Source organism: Yaniella halotolerans DSM 15476 (assembly GCF_000420805.1).
Lineage (GTDB): Bacteria > Actinomycetota > Actinomycetes > Actinomycetales > Micrococcaceae > Yaniella > Yaniella halotolerans.
Window position 1 is genome coordinate 1,336,688 of sequence record NZ_ATVQ01000001.1, and the last position, 19,243, is coordinate 1,355,930.

The 19,243-nt window shown below is 56.8% G+C and carries 17 protein-coding genes, 1 pseudogene and 1 riboswitch; of the genes and pseudogenes, 10 read left to right on the forward strand and 8 right to left on the reverse strand.

Features of this window, described 5'->3' with window-relative positions; all coding sequences use genetic code 11:
* Window positions 1–153: 153 nt before the first annotated feature.
* The 4 genes and pseudogenes from G583_RS14750 to G583_RS14760 form a co-directional block, all read right to left on the reverse strand.
* Entirely contained in the window at window positions 154–1,440 is a 1,287-nt protein-coding gene (locus tag G583_RS14750; RefSeq protein ID WP_022870372.1) for an amidase family protein, read from the reverse strand.
* Between the two features lie 22 nt (window positions 1,441–1,462).
* Entirely contained in the window at window positions 1,463–1,615 is a 153-nt protein-coding gene (locus G583_RS16720; protein ID WP_022870373.1) for a hypothetical protein, read from the reverse strand.
* Between the two features lie 37 nt (window positions 1,616–1,652).
* Window positions 1,653–2,969: pseudogene (locus tag G583_RS14755) on the reverse strand (L-lactate MFS transporter); the annotation flags it as partial.
* Between the two features lie 415 nt (window positions 2,970–3,384).
* Entirely contained in the window at window positions 3,385–5,379 is a 1,995-nt protein-coding gene (locus tag G583_RS14760) for an acetoacetate--CoA ligase (RefSeq protein WP_022870375.1), read from the reverse strand.
* Between the two features lie 130 nt (window positions 5,380–5,509).
* Between G583_RS14760 and G583_RS0106475 the strand changes: the two genes are divergently transcribed.
* On the forward strand, window positions 5,510–6,457 hold the full coding sequence (locus G583_RS0106475) for a quinone oxidoreductase family protein (protein WP_022870376.1): 948 nt from the start codon (window positions 5,510–5,512) through the stop codon (window positions 6,455–6,457).
* 546 nt (window positions 6,458–7,003) lie between these two features.
* Complete coding sequence (locus G583_RS0106480) at window positions 7,004–8,305, forward strand: hypothetical protein (protein WP_022870377.1); 1,302 nt, start codon at window positions 7,004–7,006, stop codon at window positions 8,303–8,305.
* A 53-nt stretch (window positions 8,306–8,358) separates the two neighbouring features.
* Here the strand turns inward: G583_RS0106480 and G583_RS0106485 are convergent, their stop codons facing one another.
* Window positions 8,359–9,132, reverse strand: a complete 774-nt coding sequence (locus tag G583_RS0106485) for a YwaF family protein (RefSeq protein WP_022870378.1) — start codon at window positions 9,130–9,132, stop codon at window positions 8,359–8,361.
* A gap of 105 nt (window positions 9,133–9,237) precedes the next feature.
* Window positions 9,238–9,349, forward strand: a riboswitch (TPP riboswitch).
* Window positions 9,350–9,383: 34 nt separating this feature from the next.
* Here G583_RS0106485 and G583_RS0106490 point away from each other — a divergent pair.
* From G583_RS0106490 to G583_RS0106505, 4 genes are read left to right on the forward strand one after another with little or no spacing between them, the layout of a single operon-like run.
* Window positions 9,384–10,028, forward strand: a complete 645-nt coding sequence (locus G583_RS0106490; RefSeq protein WP_022870379.1) for a YkoF family thiamine/hydroxymethylpyrimidine-binding protein — start codon at window positions 9,384–9,386, stop codon at window positions 10,026–10,028.
* Entirely contained in the window at window positions 10,025–10,645 is a 621-nt protein-coding gene (locus G583_RS14765) for an ECF transporter S component (RefSeq protein WP_022870380.1), read from the forward strand. The genes G583_RS0106490 and G583_RS14765 overlap by 4 nt, the downstream gene beginning before the upstream one ends.
* On the forward strand, window positions 10,642–12,051 hold the full coding sequence (locus G583_RS14770; protein WP_022870381.1) for an ABC transporter ATP-binding protein: 1,410 nt from the start codon (window positions 10,642–10,644) through the stop codon (window positions 12,049–12,051). The genes G583_RS14765 and G583_RS14770 overlap by 4 nt, the downstream gene beginning before the upstream one ends.
* Entirely contained in the window at window positions 12,048–12,794 is a 747-nt protein-coding gene (locus G583_RS0106505) for an energy-coupling factor transporter transmembrane component T family protein (protein WP_022870382.1), read from the forward strand. The genes G583_RS14770 and G583_RS0106505 overlap by 4 nt, the downstream gene beginning before the upstream one ends.
* A gap of 25 nt (window positions 12,795–12,819) precedes the next feature.
* Here the strand turns inward: G583_RS0106505 and G583_RS0106510 are convergent, their stop codons facing one another.
* Window positions 12,820–13,230, reverse strand: a complete 411-nt coding sequence (locus tag G583_RS0106510; protein ID WP_022870383.1) for a hypothetical protein — start codon at window positions 13,228–13,230, stop codon at window positions 12,820–12,822.
* A 245-nt stretch (window positions 13,231–13,475) separates the two neighbouring features.
* Between G583_RS0106510 and G583_RS16305 the strand changes: the two genes are divergently transcribed.
* Window positions 13,476–14,117 carry a phosphatase PAP2 family protein gene (locus G583_RS16305; RefSeq protein ID WP_169558771.1) on the forward strand — a complete coding sequence of 214 codons (642 nt, stop codon included), beginning with the start codon at window positions 13,476–13,478 and terminating at the stop codon, window positions 14,115–14,117.
* Here the strand turns inward: G583_RS16305 and G583_RS0106520 are convergent.
* Window positions 14,114–14,953, reverse strand: a complete 840-nt coding sequence (locus G583_RS0106520) for an oxidoreductase (RefSeq protein ID WP_022870385.1) — start codon at window positions 14,951–14,953, stop codon at window positions 14,114–14,116. The genes G583_RS16305 and G583_RS0106520 overlap by 4 nt on opposite strands.
* A gap of 14 nt (window positions 14,954–14,967) precedes the next feature.
* Window positions 14,968–16,224 (reverse strand): alpha-hydroxy acid oxidase, encoded by a 1,257-nt coding sequence (locus tag G583_RS0106525; RefSeq protein WP_022870386.1) that lies wholly within the window; start codon window positions 16,222–16,224, stop codon window positions 14,968–14,970.
* Between the two features lie 154 nt (window positions 16,225–16,378).
* Here G583_RS0106525 and G583_RS0106530 point away from each other — a divergent pair, with 154 nt between their 5' ends.
* From G583_RS0106530 to G583_RS0106540, 3 genes are all read left to right on the forward strand, one after another.
* The gene (locus G583_RS0106530; RefSeq protein ID WP_022870387.1) at window positions 16,379–17,323 is read left to right on the forward strand and encodes an aldo/keto reductase; all 945 of its coding nucleotides are present in this window, start codon (window positions 16,379–16,381) and stop codon (window positions 17,321–17,323) included.
* 113 nt (window positions 17,324–17,436) lie between these two features.
* Window positions 17,437–17,652, forward strand: a complete 216-nt coding sequence (locus G583_RS14780) for a DUF6458 family protein (protein ID WP_022870388.1) — start codon at window positions 17,437–17,439, stop codon at window positions 17,650–17,652.
* A gap of 129 nt (window positions 17,653–17,781) precedes the next feature.
* Window positions 17,782–19,242, forward strand: a complete 1,461-nt coding sequence (locus G583_RS0106540) for a phytoene desaturase family protein (RefSeq protein ID WP_022870389.1) — start codon at window positions 17,782–17,784, stop codon at window positions 19,240–19,242.
* The last annotated feature ends 1 nt before the right edge of the window (window position 19,243 follow it).

The following is a 19,243-nucleotide window of genomic DNA, read 5'->3' on the forward strand; positions in this document are numbered from 1 at the left end:
CTTTTGGGGTTTATGCTGGACCCTTCTGACTCCGCTGCCCAGTGCATCGATCGGCTGCAAGCCGTATCGGCGATGAAGGCCCAGCTTGCTGCAGTCGAAGTCGAGGAAATACCCGACCATAACCCAACGCACCGCGGCCTAAGCCAAGCACGCTTAGTCTGCCGCGCATGCAACATCGACAGTGGCCGCGACACTCAGGAGTTTGCGATCTCCAAACCGTGCGCCCTGAAGTGTCAGACCCACCGGCAAGTCCTGCTCGCCAACCGGTAACGGCAGGGTAAGCATGGGTGCTCCCAGCATCGTGCCCTGTGCGGTATTGCGCGTATACAACGGGAATATCGGAACGGTTTTACCCAGGTGCTCGACTACCCCCTCCGCACCTAACAATGGTGCGGGTGCAGGTGTAGCAGGGAATACCAGTGCATCAAGGGCCAGGTCGGTCAGGAGCTCGTCATAGCTGGAACGTGCCTGCAGAATGCTGCGTTGAGCAGCAGCATATGCATCAGCGCTCACCGGATCTGCCAGCTCAGCTTGCAATAAGCCCGCGACGTCAGCACTGCCAACATGTTTCGCTAGAAATTCAAACCCTTTGTGCGGTGTCATATCGAAGAGCTGAGCTGTAACCGAAGCCAAGATCCGACGACTTTCCCACAGCACCACAGGCTGTTCTGCCGAGGCCACCTGCTCGAGAAGTGGCCCAAAGTCCACCTCGACCAGCTCCACATGCCGTTCCAGCTTCTCCAGCGCAAGACGGACTGCATGCTCAGTCTGGGGGTCTAGCGACTCCAACAGTTGAGTTGGAACACCGAGCCGGACTTCATCGGCCGGTGGCACAGCAGATTGACCGGTGATGATCGTATCGGCCGACTGCAGCTGGGCCAGGGTTCTAGCGAATACCCCGGCGGTATCTCTAGTCCAAGACAAACCGGTAATCCCGGCACCAGGCCAACGCCCAGTCGATGGACGTAGACCATAAACGCCACAGTGGCTTGCCGGAATCGACACTGAACCACCGGTATCGGTGCCCAAAGCGATATCGACCGCGCCTTCCACAACTGCAACAGCGCTACCACCCGACGAGCCACCCGCAGAACGTGATGGATGACCAGGCAGCCGAACCGGACCGTAATCAGCATTTTCGGAAGTAATACCGAAGGCCAACTCGTGCATATTCGTCGTTCCCACCACGACATGACCGGCAGCTTTGAGCGCGGCGACAACCGGAGCGTCGACCTCAGGAACGTCACCTTCTAACGCTCTACTACCGGCCGAGCGGGTCAAACCCGCAACACCGATATTGGCCTTGACCGCCAGAGTCGGCGCGTCGTCGGGATGTTGAAGCTTTAGTTCATCCAGTTGCGAGCGTAGATGGTGTTCACTGGCGAGTTCAGTCCACACGCCGTCAGTGGGATTGGTGATCATATATTGCGAAGGCTGCATGCCTCGAGCATAGACGGCAGGCTTATTCGGTAAACAACGCTGCGGCGTTAATCGTGGTGTCGACAAGTCCGTATCCCAGGCCCATAATGACAATCAACGCCAGGATGACGGCGATGGTTTGGTAGGTGGTGCTGACCTCGGACCCGGTATCTGGTGTTTCATTTGGAGTATGCATCGGATGGAGCCTCCTGTTTTTCGGAGTATTCAACGGTGTGTTTTTCAGCCACGGGGCGCATCAGGATATTAGCGATCAGTCCGAGCGCGAGCAGACCGACCATGATGTACATCGATACGGTATAGAGTTCTGGGCCCTGATTGCCAGCTGCGGACTGGGACTCGACCACGCTGTTGACGATCAGTGGTCCTGCAATACCGGCGGCAGCCCACGCGGTCAGAATGCGACCGTGAATTGCGCCGACCTGATAGTAGCCAAACATATCGCGCAGGTAGGCGGGCATCGTGGCAAAACCGCCACCGTAGAAGGAGAGGATGAACATTGCCGAGACAATGAACAATGCAAGGGCGCTCCCACCGAAGAACGCGATGACGAGATACAGCAGCACCCCGACCCCTAGGTACAGCAGGTAGATGTTCTTTCGTCCGATATAGTCCGACGCTGTAGACCAGATGAATCGACCACCCATATTGGCCAGTGAGAGGATACCGACGAAACCGGCTGCCGCTGCGGCTGTCACACCGGGGAAGTAATCCTGAATCATTGGCGCAGCATTTTCGAGAATTCCAATTCCCGCTGTCACGTTGGTGAACAACATGATCCACAAGAACCAGAATTGCGGGGTTTTGAGTGCCTGGTTGGCTGAGACGTTCAGGTTGGTCTGCATGGGAGTAGCTTCGGTTTTGGAAGGATCCCAGCCCTGTGGTTTTCATTCTGGATGAGGCAACCGAATGACGTAGGCGCCGGCCGCAATAATGATGGCATAGCTCAAGGCGAGCACTACAAACGTTGGGACGAGGCCGGCCGCGAGGTTTTCGGTGTCGGTACCGCCACCGAACAGCACCATTAGGGCGTTGGACATGGGGCTTGCGATCAGCGCGCCACCGCCAAAGCCCATAATCGCCAAGCCGGTTGCTAATCCAGGGCGGTCGGGGAACCACTTCATGAGCGTGGACACCGGGGCAATGTAGCCGATGCCTAGACCGATACCGCCAATAAAGCCGTACCCGAAGTACACCAGCCACAACTGACCGGTTGCAATGCCCAAGGCGGCGACGAAGAAGCCGATAACCCATGCAGCACCGGCCACAACCATGGACTTTCGTGGGCCAGATTTTTCGACCCAGGTCCCGCCGAATGCGGCCGAGAGCCCGAGCATGGCGATGGCGACTGAAAAGATCCAGCCCACCGACACCTCGCCGACGTCGAAGCGCGACATCAACGGGATTTTGAAAACACTAAACGCATAGACCTGGCCGATGCACAGGTGGATTGCGAGGGCAGCTGCCGGAATGAGCCACCGATTGAAATGTTTCGGAGCGGTAATTGCTTCTTTATCTAAAACGTTGGCCATTGCTTCCTTCCTTGCGCAGCAACGCAAGTCCATGAGCCGTTCAATCTGCACGAGTGTACATACTTGAAAATCGTAGCGTCAATGCTTCGAACTGGATTTTGGCCGGTGAAGCTTATCCTTCGTGAAGTGTTTCACCGCGCGTGGCCAGGAGTTGTTCGATATGTTTACCGGCGCGCAACACGTCAGCATCCCGGCCGGGTTGCTGCTTCCTGGGTGGAGCCTCGGCGGTTTTCGTTGCTTGGCCGCGGGGGCATGCCCAGAGTTTTCACAGCGGGTTCCTCCGAGTTTCTGCGCTGAATTCAAGCTCATCAACAGGAAGGGTCTTTAGAGTGTTAATCACTCCTCTTCGAGGTGTGAGTGATGAGTGATGAGAGTGTGTTGCCCCGGGGTTCCAGTTCCCGGGGCAACATTCATTTCATGACGACGGCGAGACCTGCTCAGCGAGATTGATAAACTCTGACAGCGCTTCGGGATTCGCAATGGCATCCCGGTTGACTGCAGATCCGGCATCGTGCTGCGAGAAGAGTTGCTTGAGTGGCACTTCGATGCGTTTGCCGGTGTGCGTCAGTGGGATTTGCTGTACGGCAATGATCTCGTCGGGCACATGTCGCGCGGATGCCTTCGAACGAATCTCAGCCGTGATGCGCTCAGTGAGCTCAGGCGTCAGCTGTGCATCGTCTGCTAGTTGGACGAATAGTGGCATCCAGTACCCACCGTCGGGGCGTTCAACGCCGATGACCGTGGATTCAGCGATTTCTTGGATCGGTCCGAGTGCGGCGTAAATTTCTGCGGTGCCCAGGCGTACGCCCTGGCGGTTGAGCGTCGCATCGGACCGGCCTTTGACGATAAAACTGCCCCGATCGGTTTGAATAACCCAATCACCCTGAGCCCAAATTCCATACGGATGTTCTTTCGAGGCTGGGAATCGTCCGAAATAGGTTTCCTGATACCGCCGATTATCGCGATCGTTCCACAGGTAAATGGGCATAGACGGCATGGGCTGGGTGATGACGAGTTCGCCGACCTCGTTGAAGACCTCGGTGCCGTCGTCATCAAACGACCGGACATCCACGCCTAGGAGTGGGCTCTGAATTTCACCCAGGTGGATGGGTTCCAGCGGATTGGTCCCGATAAAGCCCGAACAGATATCAGTGCCTCCAGAATCTGATCCCAACCGGACATCCGGTTGCACATGTTCATGGACCCAGCGCCACGTTGATTCTGGGAGTGGGGCCGCAGTCGAGAGAATAGATTTCAAACCGATGAGGTTCCAACGCTCGGCCGGCGAGAGGCCGGAGCGTTCCACCATCGTCAGGTACGGGGCACCCACGGCAAACCGGGTGGTGTCCGTTTTGGCGATGATTTCAAAATGTCGGTCCGCAGCGTTGACCTTCGGCGAACCTCCGTAGACCACCACGGATGCACCACAGGTCAGGGCTTGGATCAGTGTATTCCACACCATCCATGATGTATTGGCACCGACGTAGTAGCGGTCGTGGATGGACAGATCTTGATTGAGAACCTTGCCCTTGAGTGACTCCAGCAGCATGCCGCCGTGACCATGCACAAGGCCTTTGGGCTTACCGGTGGTGCCGGAAGAAAAGAGGACCCACAAGGGGTGATCAAACCCGACGGCCACGTATTCAATGTTCCCATCCGTCGGGGCGGCACGGAAATCAGCTATCTCAAGCTGGTGTTCTACTCCGGGAAGCCCCGCTGTCAATTCAGCGTTGAATTCGGCGAGACCATACCATCGCCCATTGAACGTGTACCCGTCCGTAGTGATGAGGACTTTAGGCTCCAACTGCCGCAGACGTGACAGGGTTGCGGTCGGCGTAAGATCCGGCGAGTTGATTGTCCAGATAGCGCCGATGGTGGCTGTTGCCAGCATTCCGATAATGGCTTCAGCAATATTCGGTAAGACCGCGGCAACACGTTCACCAGGTTTCACACCGAATTCAAGAAGCTGCTCGGCCAGACCGTGGACACGGGTGCGCAATTGATTCCACGAAATGGATTCCATGGCGTCGTCTTCATTGATCGTGAGGACAGCCGTAGCATCTTGATCGACGGTGTCACGAGTGCGTTCGAGAATATTTTCTGCGTAGTTCAGCTGCGCATTGGGGTACCAGCGGGCCTGCGGCATGGTCGCATCGACGAGCGCAGCAGTCTCGAAGCCGATCCCCATGATGTCGAAGTATGTGCGAACTGCATCCCAGAACTCGGAGAGCTCCGTGATCGACCACTGGTGGATCCGGCGGTACAGGTCGTCTGGCACACCCGCGCCGTCGGAGAGATCCCCCAGATCGGCGCCACGGTGTTGGGCTGCCCAGATGGCAAAGCGAAACAGTTCGGTATCTTGTGGGTTCTTGGGACGCCAGGTTTCAGCTGGAGTCTTCGACTGCATCATCACTGATCCTTCTACGAGTGTTGTGCCCATCACATTACCGTTCAGCGCAGAAAACGTTTAGCTTTGGCAGCGGCCAAACTTTGCTAATTTGTACAGGAATAGAAGACCTGGTTGTCCTGCTGTCGTGGATATGAAAGCTATTGCATTTGAGACACCGGGTGGTCCGGACGTCCTAACAGTTCACGAGCTTCCCGCACCTACGGCAGGTCCCGGAGAAGTTCTGATTCGCGTTCAAGCTGCCGCGGTGAGTCCTACCGATACGATGCGCCGAGCCGGTGCTCGTACAAGTGATCAACCGGGCCCGTTTGTTCCGGGTATGGACGCGGCCGGTGTTATCGAGGCCATTGACGACAACACCGAGACCGGTCTGCAGGTCGGTGATGAGGTGATGGCCTTCCTGGTTCCCAACGGTTCGCATGGTGCGTATGTGGAACGTGTTACCGTATCAGCTGACTCGGTCGTGCCCATCCCCAAAGGCGCCTCACTGGTTGAAGCATCAACTCTGCCGATGAACGGGTTGACCGCCCGGTTGGCACTCGACACGTTGAACCTGCCGAAAGGCGCGGTGCTTGCCGTCACCGGTGCAGCCGGAACACTTGGCGGATACGTCATCCAACTGGCCAAAGCCGAGGGGCTGACGGTGGTGGCCGACGCGGCCGAAGACGACGAGGCGCTCGTCAAAAGCGCCGGTGCCGATGTGGTGCTGCCCCGCGGTGAAGAATATGCCCAACAGGTCCGGTCCAAGTGCCCAGACGGGGTGGACGGTATCGTCGATGCTGCAGTACAGGTCGATGAAATCGTGCCGGCAGCCAAAGACGGCGCCAGCATCATTACTATCCGTGGGGATAAAGGTGAACGCGAACGTGGTGTCACGCTTCGTTCCATTTGGGTGACCGACTACGACGGCAAGCAGGCCAAGCTCGATGCTCTACGTCAACAGGTTGAAGACGGCGTTCTGACCTTGCGGGTCGCCGATGTGCTCCCGAAAGAAAACGCTCCTGAGGCCCATCGTCGCATGGAAGCAGGCGGCATTCGCGGCCGGCTAGTCCTGGAGTTCGGAGATCTTCCGGAGTCGTGAAATGGGAGTATCTAGCGTTTTCACAGAAAACTCATGACTATTTCTGAGAGGAAATAAAGCTCACGGTCAGGACCGTTTCCTAGACTAATAAATACCTCTTCAAGGTGTGAGTGATGAGAGTGCGAGGCCCTGGGTTCCAGTCCCAGGGCCTCGTTTTCGTCTGGGACGCTTTCATCTGGACTTTAAAGATCACAGTTAGATAACAGTTTTTATTTCGAGTAAATCCTGAAAAAACTCGCTCCGTGGAGATTTTTCTACAGCGTTCGCAGGATATCCCCAAGTCATACCCGGACATTTCCGGAGCATCGGTTCTGAATTAGTTGCATCATCTGGAAGATCTTTACCTTAAGGTGACTTAGCCGAAGAAGCCGTGATCTTAAAGTGATATACCCCATTTTGGTGCGTGCTACATTCGTTGTTGTCACTGCTTGAGGTCACCGAAGAGGTTCTCGAAGAATCAGTGGCCCTGCGGTTGGTACATATCAAAGTATGCCGATCCTCTTAATCGAAAATGCGGAAACGCGAAACGAAAATATGGAGAGAGTCATGAAAAAAGGCATTCGCACCACTATGACAGCGACAGCTTCGGCGTCACTGCTGGCCTTAACTGGCTGTGCCGGTTTGATGGGCCCAAATGTCGAAGACGCACCCGCCCTGTCCGAAATCGAAGAGTCGATGTGGCAGTCAATGGAAGAAGCAGGCTCGGTCACGCTTGTTGCAGACATGGAAGCGTTCGCAGATGCGGAACCTCAAAGCGCTGCAGTGTTTGAACAAATGTTCGGCGATGACGGCAGCGAGATGCGGATTTATGGTGAACTCGACGGCTCCGCTACCGGCCTTGGATTTGGTGACTCAGACTTGATGCGTGTCTTTGGAGAAGACGAAGCGTATCTTTCTGCAGACGCAGTTTTTAGCGTCATTGAAGGCCAGAGCATGGGACTCACTGCTGAACAAGAGCAGGCAATGAGTGACATTGCTGGAGAGTTCTCAGATACCTGGGTGGACTACAGCAGCGAACTACAGAGCGGTAGCGAAGACGACGGCTTCGACATTGGCACACTATTCACTGACCTGCAGGAGAGCTGGGAAGGTGACGGAGATGATTCTGGCGATAGTCCAATTGCCCGTGACGAGATCTCCGATGAAGGCACCCATGAGGTGCGCAACGACAAGGATGTCTGGGTCTACACCGGCAACGAAGAAGGCCAAGAGCTCGTGCTCGAAGCGAACCATGACGCACCAAAGATCGTTGAAATCTCAGACGGTGAAGTGTCGATGGAATTCGTCGAGTGGGGCTCAACTGAATCTCCGCAGCGCCCCGAAGATTCTCAGATCGCTACCCAGCAAGACATGGAAGAGCGCATGGCTGAGCTGATGACGGGCGGCGGTAGCTCGATGCCTGAACCAGACGCCACACCGTCTGAACCTGCACCATCTGAGCCAGCTGAATCTCCTGCGTCTAGCCCTGCTACAAATTCGAACGCGGGTTCAGACCGAGTCACTGTCCCTGGTGTTGGTGGCGTAAACTGCGCCGGCCCAGTTCCAGGTGACCCAGGATTCACTGATCCAAACGGCAACTACACGGACGAAGAAATTCAAGCAGTCCAGGAGGCTTGTGACCGCTCCGGATCGGACAGCAGCACGGGTAGCTCCAGCACCGAAACCTCAGCGAATACCGTGGATGTACCCGGTCTTGGATCCTTCGACTGCAGTGGCGAAGTTCCAGGTGACCCAGGCGTCTCCACCCTGGATGATCCGTACACCTACGGCGATCTCATGAAAATCTACGACGCCTGTGACCGTCCAGGTGACCCAACGTCAGCTATTGAAAACGAAGAAGCTCGATAAGCTCCACACTCCACCCCACTGAAGCCCCGGCGTCTTGAACTCCGGGGCTTCAATCATGTCACGAGCGTGTGCCGATTATTCCGGCGCACCGTACCTGTTGTCCCAACCACCGCGGTGTTGGTGCGACTGTCCCGGGTTTCCCACGGCCACGTCATAAGAGCCCAAACAACGGCGATGATGACGGCTTCCCAAAGAATATAGACCGGCCATGGACCAAGTACGTCTAGGACTGAGGGGCCCGCGGGTGCATGACTTAAATATCCATAGTTTGCGCCGGTCAGCGTGTTGACGCTGAATGCGGTGCCAGCCCACAGCAAGGTCGCCGCGTAAGCGATGCCGTATCCTCGCCAGGTCGGACGGTAGCCGAGCCCCCACACAAAAATGATCGGCACAATGAGGGCCGCGATGTGGAGGAACCAGTACATCACGAACTCCAGCACCGGGTAATCGAAATAGTTGAGATCCGGGGTGATAATCGACTGCAGATTGAGGGTTAAACCCCAGAAGTATGAGATCGCGATGGCCCAGCCGGCACGCGTCAGCAGCGCGATAGCTGTAATGAGGCGTACGGCGTCAGAGAGCTGCAACGGTAGCGACTGATCGATATTCCAATTGCCGGGTAAGAAGCCCCACAGAATCCAGAGCACCGTTGTCATGAGCATGACCCAGCCGGAGATCCGTAGGGCCTGGTTCTCATAACGGGTTCCGCGGATGCGCCGTGCCACCAAGACAGCGACCACAGCTAAGACGACGGTGAAGATCAGCACGATGAGGTGCTCGCTGCCGTACGGGATCATGCGGTCAATCGGTTCAACTGAGCTGTGCACGATGTGCAGTCTAATTGGCTCCCTCAGGTAGCGGATAGCAATGAAGCACTCCCTATTGCGTCACATTGACGTGAGGGTCCTTTCGGGGACTATGGTGGGTGGCACACATAGACCCCGGGGTGCACTGAAACTGGTGCTGAGAGTGCGGAGATGCCGCAGACCCGAAATTCACCTGATCCAGATCATACTGGCGTAGGGAGAGGTCCGAAGTTCTTAAATCTAAGAACCCGGTGGTCGGAAGGGAGACCACCGTGAGTGGTCAAACATTATCGCCTGAAGAAATCGGGATTGGGATGCGCATTAGCGTCCACCCACACAGTGACGATTACGAGCGTATTATTCTCGATGCGCTAGACACCACAAAGAACCAGATAGATCTGGGTGGTTTAGAAATCTCCACCGGTGAAGTATCCACCTATGTCGGGGTGAAAACCGGTGCTGCCGCGCAACGGCTGGCGGAATACTCCACAACGCTGATCGCCTCGGCTTCACGTGCTTCAAATCGGCAGCATCTGACGAGTCATCTCTTGTTTTCTCGGGGTTGCCCGGGTGAAGCGACGTGCGAACTCATCCCCGGCGAGATACCGAGCGAGCAAACCGTGACACTAGAAAGAACCGGACTCGAAGCCGCTGCCGCATGGTCCTTATACCCATTGGCTGATGACGGTAGCGCGCACATGGATCCGATCTATGCGGCCATCGATCAGGCAAAAGCCTCCGGCGTGACCGTCACCAGCGAACACTATGCGACCATCCTGCGCGGTGACCTGGCCGATATCCTGGGCGTCGTGGTTAATGCGTGGGCCAAAGTCGGACAAGAGGTGCCCCACGTGGTGTCCCATGTGTCGGTATCGGTGGACTCCCCATCGGCACAGCGCGCAGGTGATGCAGCATGACCGGGTCACTCCAACACACCTCACCGAAAATCCGCAACCCTTATGACAGTCCCTGGCGGTGGCAGCTCAAAGACCTAGTGCTTGTGGTCGTCTTGGGCGTGGTATTTGGTTTCATCTATTGGGCCCTGGTGCAAGCTTGGAACGGGCTTGCCATTGTGATGGGGCCGGCAGGTGACCTGGCTCAGCACTTCTTACAGGGTGGTTGGCTACTCGTGGCGCCCTTGGCCGTGGCGATCACACGTAAAGCGGGGTCTGGCATCCTGGCAGAGATGCTGGCAGCCACCATCGAATTCGTATTTCTCGGTTCGCCGGTGGGCCCCACCTTGTTATTATCCGGTTTCCTCCAGGGGCTGGGGTCAGAACTGCCGTTTGCTATTGGTCGGTATAAACGGTTTGGCATCTCCCGGTATGCGATCAGCGGTTTTCTTGGCGCCTTCTTCATCTTCTGGTTCACCGCCATCAGATCCGGTTGGTTTGGGCAGGATATCCTGGTGCTGCGTCTGATCATTCACTGCAGTTCCGGCATTATTCTAGGCGGTATTCTCGCCTATTTCCTGGTCCGTGCCATCAAAGCTACCGGTGTCGTCGATAACTACGCCATTGGAAGGCATCGATGACCGAGCCACTAATCCAGCTGCGCGGATTCACAGCCGTGGATCCGCGCAGCGGCCGGGTGCTCTTAGAAGATATCAACCTGACCGTGTATCCCGGGGAACAGGTTTTGTTGCTGGGTGCATCCGGCGCCGGAAAATCTAGTCTGCTCGACGCTATCCGCGGTGTCATCCCGCACTCGGTGCCCTTAGAAGTTTCGGGGGAGTGCCTGGTCGCGGGATCACCGGTGCTGGCTACCTCAGTGGCTGAACTCAGTGCTGTCGTGGGCAACGTGCCACAAGATCCCCACGCCAGCATCACGTTACCTCTGGTCGAAGACGAAATTGCGTTGACCTTGGAAAATCATGGAGTCGACCCCTTGCAGATTGGGCAACGCATCGTTGAACTCCTCGAGTCTGTGGGTGCCGAGCACCTTTTGCGGCAACGTACACAAACCCTCTCCGGCGGTTGGGTACAACGGGTGGCGACCGTTGCAGCACTTGCAGCACACCCGCAGGTGGTACTTGCCGATGAACCGACGTCAATGCTCGACGGTGCAGGCGTCGCCTCGGTCATGCAAGTACTCACCGAGCTGGTGGGTACCAGTGGAGCTCTGATCCTGGTGGAGCATCGGCTGGATGAACTGGCAGATGGTCCGGGGCTGCCAGAACGGACTGTCGTCATAGACCAGGGAAAAATTCGAGCAGATGGTCCGACCAGACAGGTGTTGGTCGAGCACGCGCAACAGCTGGAGGCCGATGGTGTGTGGACCCCGGGCGGATGCCTACCGGAATTCGCACCACCTGCAGTGGCTGAAACCGAACCTTTGTTGAGCGCTCGCGGACTGACCGTTGGCCCAGTACCAGGTGCTCAGCCGGTTATTGCCAATGTCGGCTTGGATATTCGCCCCGGTGAACGCATTGTCGTCATGGGGGCCAACGGCACCGGAAAAACGACGCTACTTCTGGCGTTGGCCGGCCTCATCGAAGGGGAAGGTAGCCTGGTCGGCGACCAACCGGTGATGGTGTTTCAGAATCCGGAACACCAGTTCCTCACGCACTCCGTCGACGACGAACTGCGTTTTGGTCTGCTACCCAACCCGGCGACCGAAGCCTCGGTCCACCAGCTGAAGACAATATTTGGGCTCGAGCACCTGGGAGGGCTGAATCCGTTTCGACTGTCCGGTGGAGAAAAGCGGCGACTCTCGGTTGCTGCGGGATTGCTTGCCGCAAAACACGGTGAAGCACCGACGGTCTTGCTTGCCGATGAACCCACCTTTGGGCTTGACCGTGCAGCAACCACGACCGTGCTGAACGTGCTGGCCGATTATGCCGAGACCGGCGGTGCCGTTGTCATCATTACTCACGATCAGCGGCTAGCTCAGGCATGGGCGACTCGCATCCTCACCGTGGCGGAAGGGGCACTGGTATGACGACGTTGAGTATCGAACATCCCTCAACATTGGTCGAGCCCGGCGCGCTGGCCCGCTGGAATCCATCCGTCAAATTGATCAGCTTGTTCGTTATCTCGGTGGCACTGTTATTTGTGTGGGAACCGGTTAGACCCGCCATACTGTGGGTCGTCTTGGTGATCGTGGCTTTGACCGTCGGAAACGTTCCACCGAAGTGGCTTGTCATGGCGCATATCCCGTTCCTTGCATTTGGTTCTGGGTTGTTCTTGGTCAACGTGCTGACTCGACCCGAAGACGGGGTTTGGATTGGTGCGGCTTTGGCCGGAAGAACCCTGGTGATCGGGGTGGCCTCAATACTGTTTTTGACGTCGACGGACCCGGTTGAGCTGATGCGGTCCTTGAACCAGAACCTGAAACTACCAGCATCCATGACGTTTGCGATCCTCGCCGGTTACCAGCTGTTGCTCGGTCTACCACGTGAATGGCAGACCATTCGTGCGGCGCAATTGATGCGCGCCGGAGGCGCTCGCCGCTCGCGCAGCGGGAAACCAAAACTCACCTTCACAGAGGCAAGGCGACTGGTCTTCACCGTGTTGATCGTGACGCTGAGACGTTCAGAACGAATAGCTACGTCACTGGAATCCCGTGGCTTCGGATTGCATCCGCGGACGGTGTACCGGCCTATTCGACTGCGACCCTGTGATGTGATCCTTGGCGTGATGGTCAGTGCACTGTCGATCGCGTACTGCTGGCCATGGATGTAGGCACCAGCAGTATGTAGCAGTGGCGTTAGAACGCACCACAGATTCGTTCATAGGTGAGGTTGGCGGATTCCGCGCGTTCGACGCCGACCTGGTCGACCACTTCAGCGATGATTTGGTCGGGGCCGAACAGTACGTTGTCGTATTGGACCTGCAGGGCCGTCCAGTACAGTTCCGAGAGTGCGTCGGCACCTTCGGCCAGTTCAGGGTTTCGGGTGCTATCGCGAATGATGTCGAATCCGCCCGCAATGGCTTCTGCAGTTTGGAAGCGTTCCTCCGGGTCGCTCGGTGGATTGTTTTCAAACGCCTCAAGCTCGACTCGAAGAACCTCGAAGCGCAGACAACTTTCGCCGGTGGACTCACCAGGACCACACGCTGTGAGAAACAGCAGGCCGAAAACGACCGGTAGAGCCACGAGACGGAGAAGTTTTCGAAACATGAGACACCTCAGCGGTAGGAGAGGGTTGGCTGGCGTATCTCAGCGTAGAAGTCAGTGTTGGAGCCCAGGTGCCGTGTTCGATCAAGTGTGGATAACGTGATGTTGGGGTGGAAGAGTCTTGCTCCTCACACATTGCGCTGGTAGCTAGTAGAAAATCGGTAGTTTTCTGCTCACACCGTTAGAGTAATGACGATAAGGTCTCGCCGGATGGCGGGTTGTGACTGGTGTGAATGTGTGAGGACACTTTGGGTAAGACAAGACAGATCGTAGGGCCGGTGTTGATCTGGCTGCTGGTAGCAGCGGTCATCGGCGCACTCATCGAAGTTCCACCGTGGAGTGCAGAACTCTATGAAACCATGACCATCGAGTCATTGGGCGACACCGGCTATATCGCTTCTACCGTAGTGATGCTAGCTCTGGTCATTGTCTATCTCGGAACGCTCGTACGGACCTGGGTGACCAAAGACAACATCCCATTTGTTCGCTTGGTCTTCGGCGGCGTCGCGACGACGTTGGTGTACGTCATCAACGTCTTCCTGAAGGACGGCTACGGAAACGTGAGACCGTGCAATGTGTATGAGACCGTTAGTAACTGCCCGCCGCTTGAAGATTTCTCGTACCCCTCCAACCACACGGTGATAGCTTTCGGCCTGGCCATGGGGTTGGCGTTCGCCCTGCCGTGGATGGCATACCTGGCGTTCCCGCTAGCCATCCTTGAAGGTGTGTCCCGCGTTCTGGCAGGCCACCACTATCCGCACGATGTTCTTGTTGGCGCAGCCCTGGGAACACTCGGAGTCCTTGGTGCCCTGCTGATGTTTGTCAAAGTACAAAGCAGTATGGCAGCGAAGCTCTCAGTATCCCGCAGTAAGACACCGAGCAACAGCTAGGCTTCGGTCTGTGGGAAATCCGTACTGAGACTCACGGACTCCCAATCCATGAGATCGTCTAACTGTTGATTGAGGTCCACTTCAGCTAGCTGCAACGCCTCACGACCAAGAATCAACCGCATCGGTGGCTGCTCGGCTTCTGCCAGCGTCATAATGGCACGGGCCGCTTTTGCCGGATCGCCCGCCTGACGACCATCGATGGTGTCGTGCTCCTTGCGACGCTTCCCCGCGGTCTCTGCGTAGACCTCGAGCGGCTCGGCTGACTGGTGGAGAGAACGCCCAGCAAAGTCTGTCCGGAAGCCTCCGGGCTGCACAATGGCGACACGAATTCCCAGGGGCTCAACTTCTTGTCGCAGTGCTTCGGAGGTAGATTCCAGCGCTGCCTTGGTTGCTGCATAATACCCGGAACCGGGTGCGGTACGTTGACCAGCAATCGACGAGATATTGATGATCATGCCTCTGCTGCGGTGCCGCATACCCGGTAGGACGGCGTTGATCATGTTGACCGGGCCGTAGTAGTTGGTTTCGAACATCTGTTTGATCGCATCCGTCTCGCCTTCTTCCACCGCGGAACGGTACCCATAGCCGGCGTTGTTGACGAGCACATCGATGCCGTCGAAACGGTCCTGGGCGGCAGCGACAACCGTCTGAATTTGGTCAGCAAATCGGACGTCTAGCGGTAATGCCAGCGCCGTGTCCGGATACGCTTCGGCAAGATCAGTCAGGGCGTCGGCATCCCGTGCAGTAATAACAGCGTTGTGCCCGGTTTGCAGAACGTGTTCGGCCAATGCCCTTCCGAGACCGGTTGAGCAGCCCGTGATGAGCCATGTTGCCATAGTGGAACCCTCCCTTAGTGTTTGGTTGAAAGCGTGGTGTTGCGCGGTGCGAGGCGTGCAAATTGCGTGACGTGGTCTGGATTGAGCTCAGCGACATTGCTTGCACCGAGCAGGCCCATGGTGCGACGGATTTCGGAGTCCATGATCTCAATCATCTTGTCCACCCCTGCACGTCCACCGGCCATTAAACCGTACAACCAGGCACGCCCAACGAGCACGAAATCTGCTCCGAGGGCATGGGCTGCCACCACATCGGCGCCATTCGTGACACCGGTATCCAGCATGATGGTGGTGTGCTGCCCGACGGCACTGACGACCTCGGGCAACAGATGAAACGGCACTGGTGCACGATCCAGCTGACGACCACCGTGGTTCGACAGCACGATGCCGTCGACTCCCGCATCAACCATCCGCTGCGCATCCGCAACGGTTTGCACGCCCTTGACCACAATATTGCCTGGCCACAGTTCGCGGATGATCTTCAGATCGGCTTCGGAAATCGTTGGATCAAAAACCTGTCCGATGAGATCAGAAACCGTACCACCGGTATTGGCCAAGGACGCAAACTCTAATTGCGGGGTCGTCAAGAAGTTGATCCACCACTCGGGCCGCGGGATAGCATCCAGCACCGTCTTGGCGGTCAGTTGCGGAGGGATCGAGAAACCATTGCGGGTATCGCGCATCCGGTTGCCAGCAATCGGAGTGTCCACGGTGAAAAACAACGTATCGAATCCAGCAGACGCTGCGCGCTCAACCAGGCTGTACGACATTTCGCGATCTTTCATCACGTACAACTGGAACCAATTGCGACCCTGCGGATTGACAGACTTTACTTCTTCAATAGAAACGGTCCCCAGCGTCGATAACGTGAACGGGATCCCCGCTGCACCTGCCGCAGAGGCTCCGGCAACTTCGCCCTCGGTCTGCATCATGCGTGAGAAACCGGTCGGTGCAATGCCGAATGGCAGGGCGCTGGGAGCCCCGAGAATTTGGACGGACGTGTCAATCTCGGTGGCCGGTTTCAAAATCTCCGGGTGGAACTCGATGTCTTCGAACGCCTGACGAGCGCGAGCATAGGAAATCTCTCCCTCTGCAGACCCATCGGTGTAGTCGAATGGAGCTTTCGGCGTTCTGCGCTTGGCAATGCGACGCAGGTCATCGATGGTCAGTGCTTTATTGAGCCGGCGCTTCACCGAGTCGAGCTCAGGTTTCTTGAACTTCAACAATTCACGAAGTTCCTTCGGATTTGGCAACTGCCGCTTGATAGACATTCCGGTCCGCTCCTTTTGAAATCTGACGTTCGTTTAGCTTAAGACCACGGCGCCCGTTTTGAAAATTGGTGAAGCCCGTCACCGCACCACATACGTTCTGCAGTTAGCCTGGATGGAACTGACACAACACGAGTCACGGTGACGAAAGGCGTTTATGACGAACAAACAATTGATCAACCCGGATTTACCTCTGGTGCTCGGAGGAAACTCATTCGGCTGGACCTCGGACGAAAATGAATCGTTTGAAGTACTTGATGCGTTTATCGATGCCGGAGGAGCCCACGTCGATACAGCAGATCTCTACTCCGCATGGGTACCGGGCAACAAGGGTGGGGAATCAGAAACGGTGCTTGGCAACTATTTCAGCGCTCGCCGCAACCGGGACAAGGTTTTTCTCGCGACAAAAGTCGGTGCTTGGGAGCCGCAACTCGGTTTATCACAAGACAACGTCCGTGCCGCGCTGGATAGCTCCCTAGAACGTTTGCAAACCGATCGCGTTGATCTCTACTACGCACATCACGATGACGAAACGCAGACTGCCCAGCAGTTAGCCCGAACCTTCGACCGTCTGGTCCAAGACGGCAAAGTGGGCCACGTAGGTATGTCGAATCTCAGCCCGCAGCGCCAACACGCGTGGATTGCCGCAGCAAAAGCCGAAGGTCTCACCGTTCCCGCTGCCATCCAGCCCAACTATTCACTGGCCCACCGCGGCGAGGTCGAAGGCACTGAAGGCTATGGTCGGGTGGCTGAACAACACAACTTGGCTGTCTTCCCCTATTATGCTCTGGCCGCGGGTCTCTTAACCGGAAAATACCGCGCACTGGAAGACTTTCAAGGCGTAGACCGTGCAGGCATGCTGGCAAAATACGCCAATGAGGACGGGCTGGCGCTCGTAGGAACCCTGGTCAACGTTGCTGATGACGTTGATGCCGCACCGGCTTCGGTGGCCTTGGCCTGGTTGCGAGCTAAAGGTGTGACCGCGCCGATCGCCTCGGCACGTGTCGTTGATCAACTGGGGGCGCTGATCGCCGGGGCACAGCTTGAACTACACGAAGACCACATCGCCCAATTAGACAGGGCTTCGGAGCGCTCCCGCTAAGAAACAGCGAGCTCGAGCTGCCAGGCTTGGACCACATCGTGCGCCTAAGGTTTCCAGGACAGAATGCGGCTGGGATAATTTTTATAAACCCGCATCGTCGAAGGAGCATGGTTATGAAATACGGTGGAGCAGTTGCACTGATGGTCATTGGAGCCATTCTCTACTTTGCTGTGAACGTTGAAATTCAAGCAGTCAACATCGACATGATCGGGCTAATTCTCATGGTTGGTGGGGTCGCCTGGTTGATCATTACTGTCATCGTCGATGCCAGCACTCGACGCAAACGGGTCGTTCCAGCGGATGGTCGTCATGAAATCATCGAAGAGTAAGCAGGCGCGCCATGTGGTTAAAAGCGCTTACGAACGCGCACATATAAAGTGCCTTAGCTGGGCTGGTTAAGATACATTAGGGCAGAATAACTGCTCGGCATCACACCCGGTAACGTCTGAGGAACCACCATGTCTATCACGGCTCGACCACAAGCAAATATTGTGGGCTCCGGGCCAAATGGGCTTACCGCAGCAGCCATGCTGGCTAGGGCCGGCTGGCACGTACGCATCTTTGAACGCAATACCGCGATCGGTGGTGCCGCCGCATCTGCAGATGTTTTCGGGGATGGCTCGATTGTCGATTTGGGTGCGGCCTCCCACCCCTTTGGTGCAGCATCCCCGATCTTTCGATACCTTGGGCTCGAAGAGTATGGGTTGGAATGGTTGCATTCCGAGTATCCGATGGCCCACCCATTCGATGATGCACCCGCTGCGATTTTGCACCGCGACGTACGAAAGACGGCACGCAGTTTGGGCAACGATCAGATTGCGTGGCGGCTCATTCACCGCGGCATCGTCAACTCGATCGATGACTACATGGATGCGATTCTGCGGCCCCTGTTGCGGTTCCCTGATCATCCGGTCAAAATGGCACAATTCGGGCTGCTCTCAACGCCGCCATCCACCTGGTTTGTGCGAACAGCATTTCGTGAAGAACCCGCACGGGCGCTCTTCACCGGTTCTGCGGCTCATGCCAGTACACCGCTGGGGCATCCATTTACTTCAACATTTGGCGTACTGTTTTCTGCCCTCGGTATGACGCGTGGATGGCCAGTCGTCAAGGGTGGCACCGGGGCGCTCGTCAACGCGTTAGCCCAGGTGATTACAGCTCACGGCGGAGAAATTCACACCGGCCAAGAGGTCACCAATATCGATGATCTGCCGGCGGCGCGCGTCACGCTGTTGGACATCACGCCCTCACAAGCCCTGGTTATGCGCGGCAAACAGCTGAGCCAGCTTCCTGAATCGACGGTGCATAGACTCCAGCGCTGGCGTTATGGTCCAGGCGTGTACAAGGTCGATTGGCTGCTGGACGGTCCGGTACCGTGGGCCGATCAGCGCGTCGGCAAGGCCACCACCGTGCACCTTGGTGGTCAGGCTGCCGAAATCCGCCTGGCCGAAGCCCAAGTCAATGCCGGAAGGATCCCGGACCGCCCATTTGTGATGGTGGGACAGCCACAGGTCGCTGATCCGTGCCGTGCTCCGGAGGGTAAACATGTTTTGTGGACGTATACCCACGTCCCCAACGGGTACCGGCCGGCAGCTTCTGACCGCGAATACGTCGCCGATGCAATTCAGGGACAACTCGAACGGTTCGCACCCGGATTTGGTAGCACGATCTTGGATAAGAAAATTTGGGATCCAGCTGCTCTGGAACAGTGGAACCCGAACCTTGTCGGTGGCGACATTGCCGGTGGCTCAATGACGGGTTTTCAGTCGCTGCTGCGTGGCGGTCTCACGCTTGAGCCGTACCGAATGGGCGTGCCTGGCTTATATATGTGTTCGGCTGCGACTCCACCGGGTGCTGGTGTTCACGGAATGCCTGGGGCTTGGGCCGCACAGGCCGTCCTAGAAGACCAGCGCCACTGAT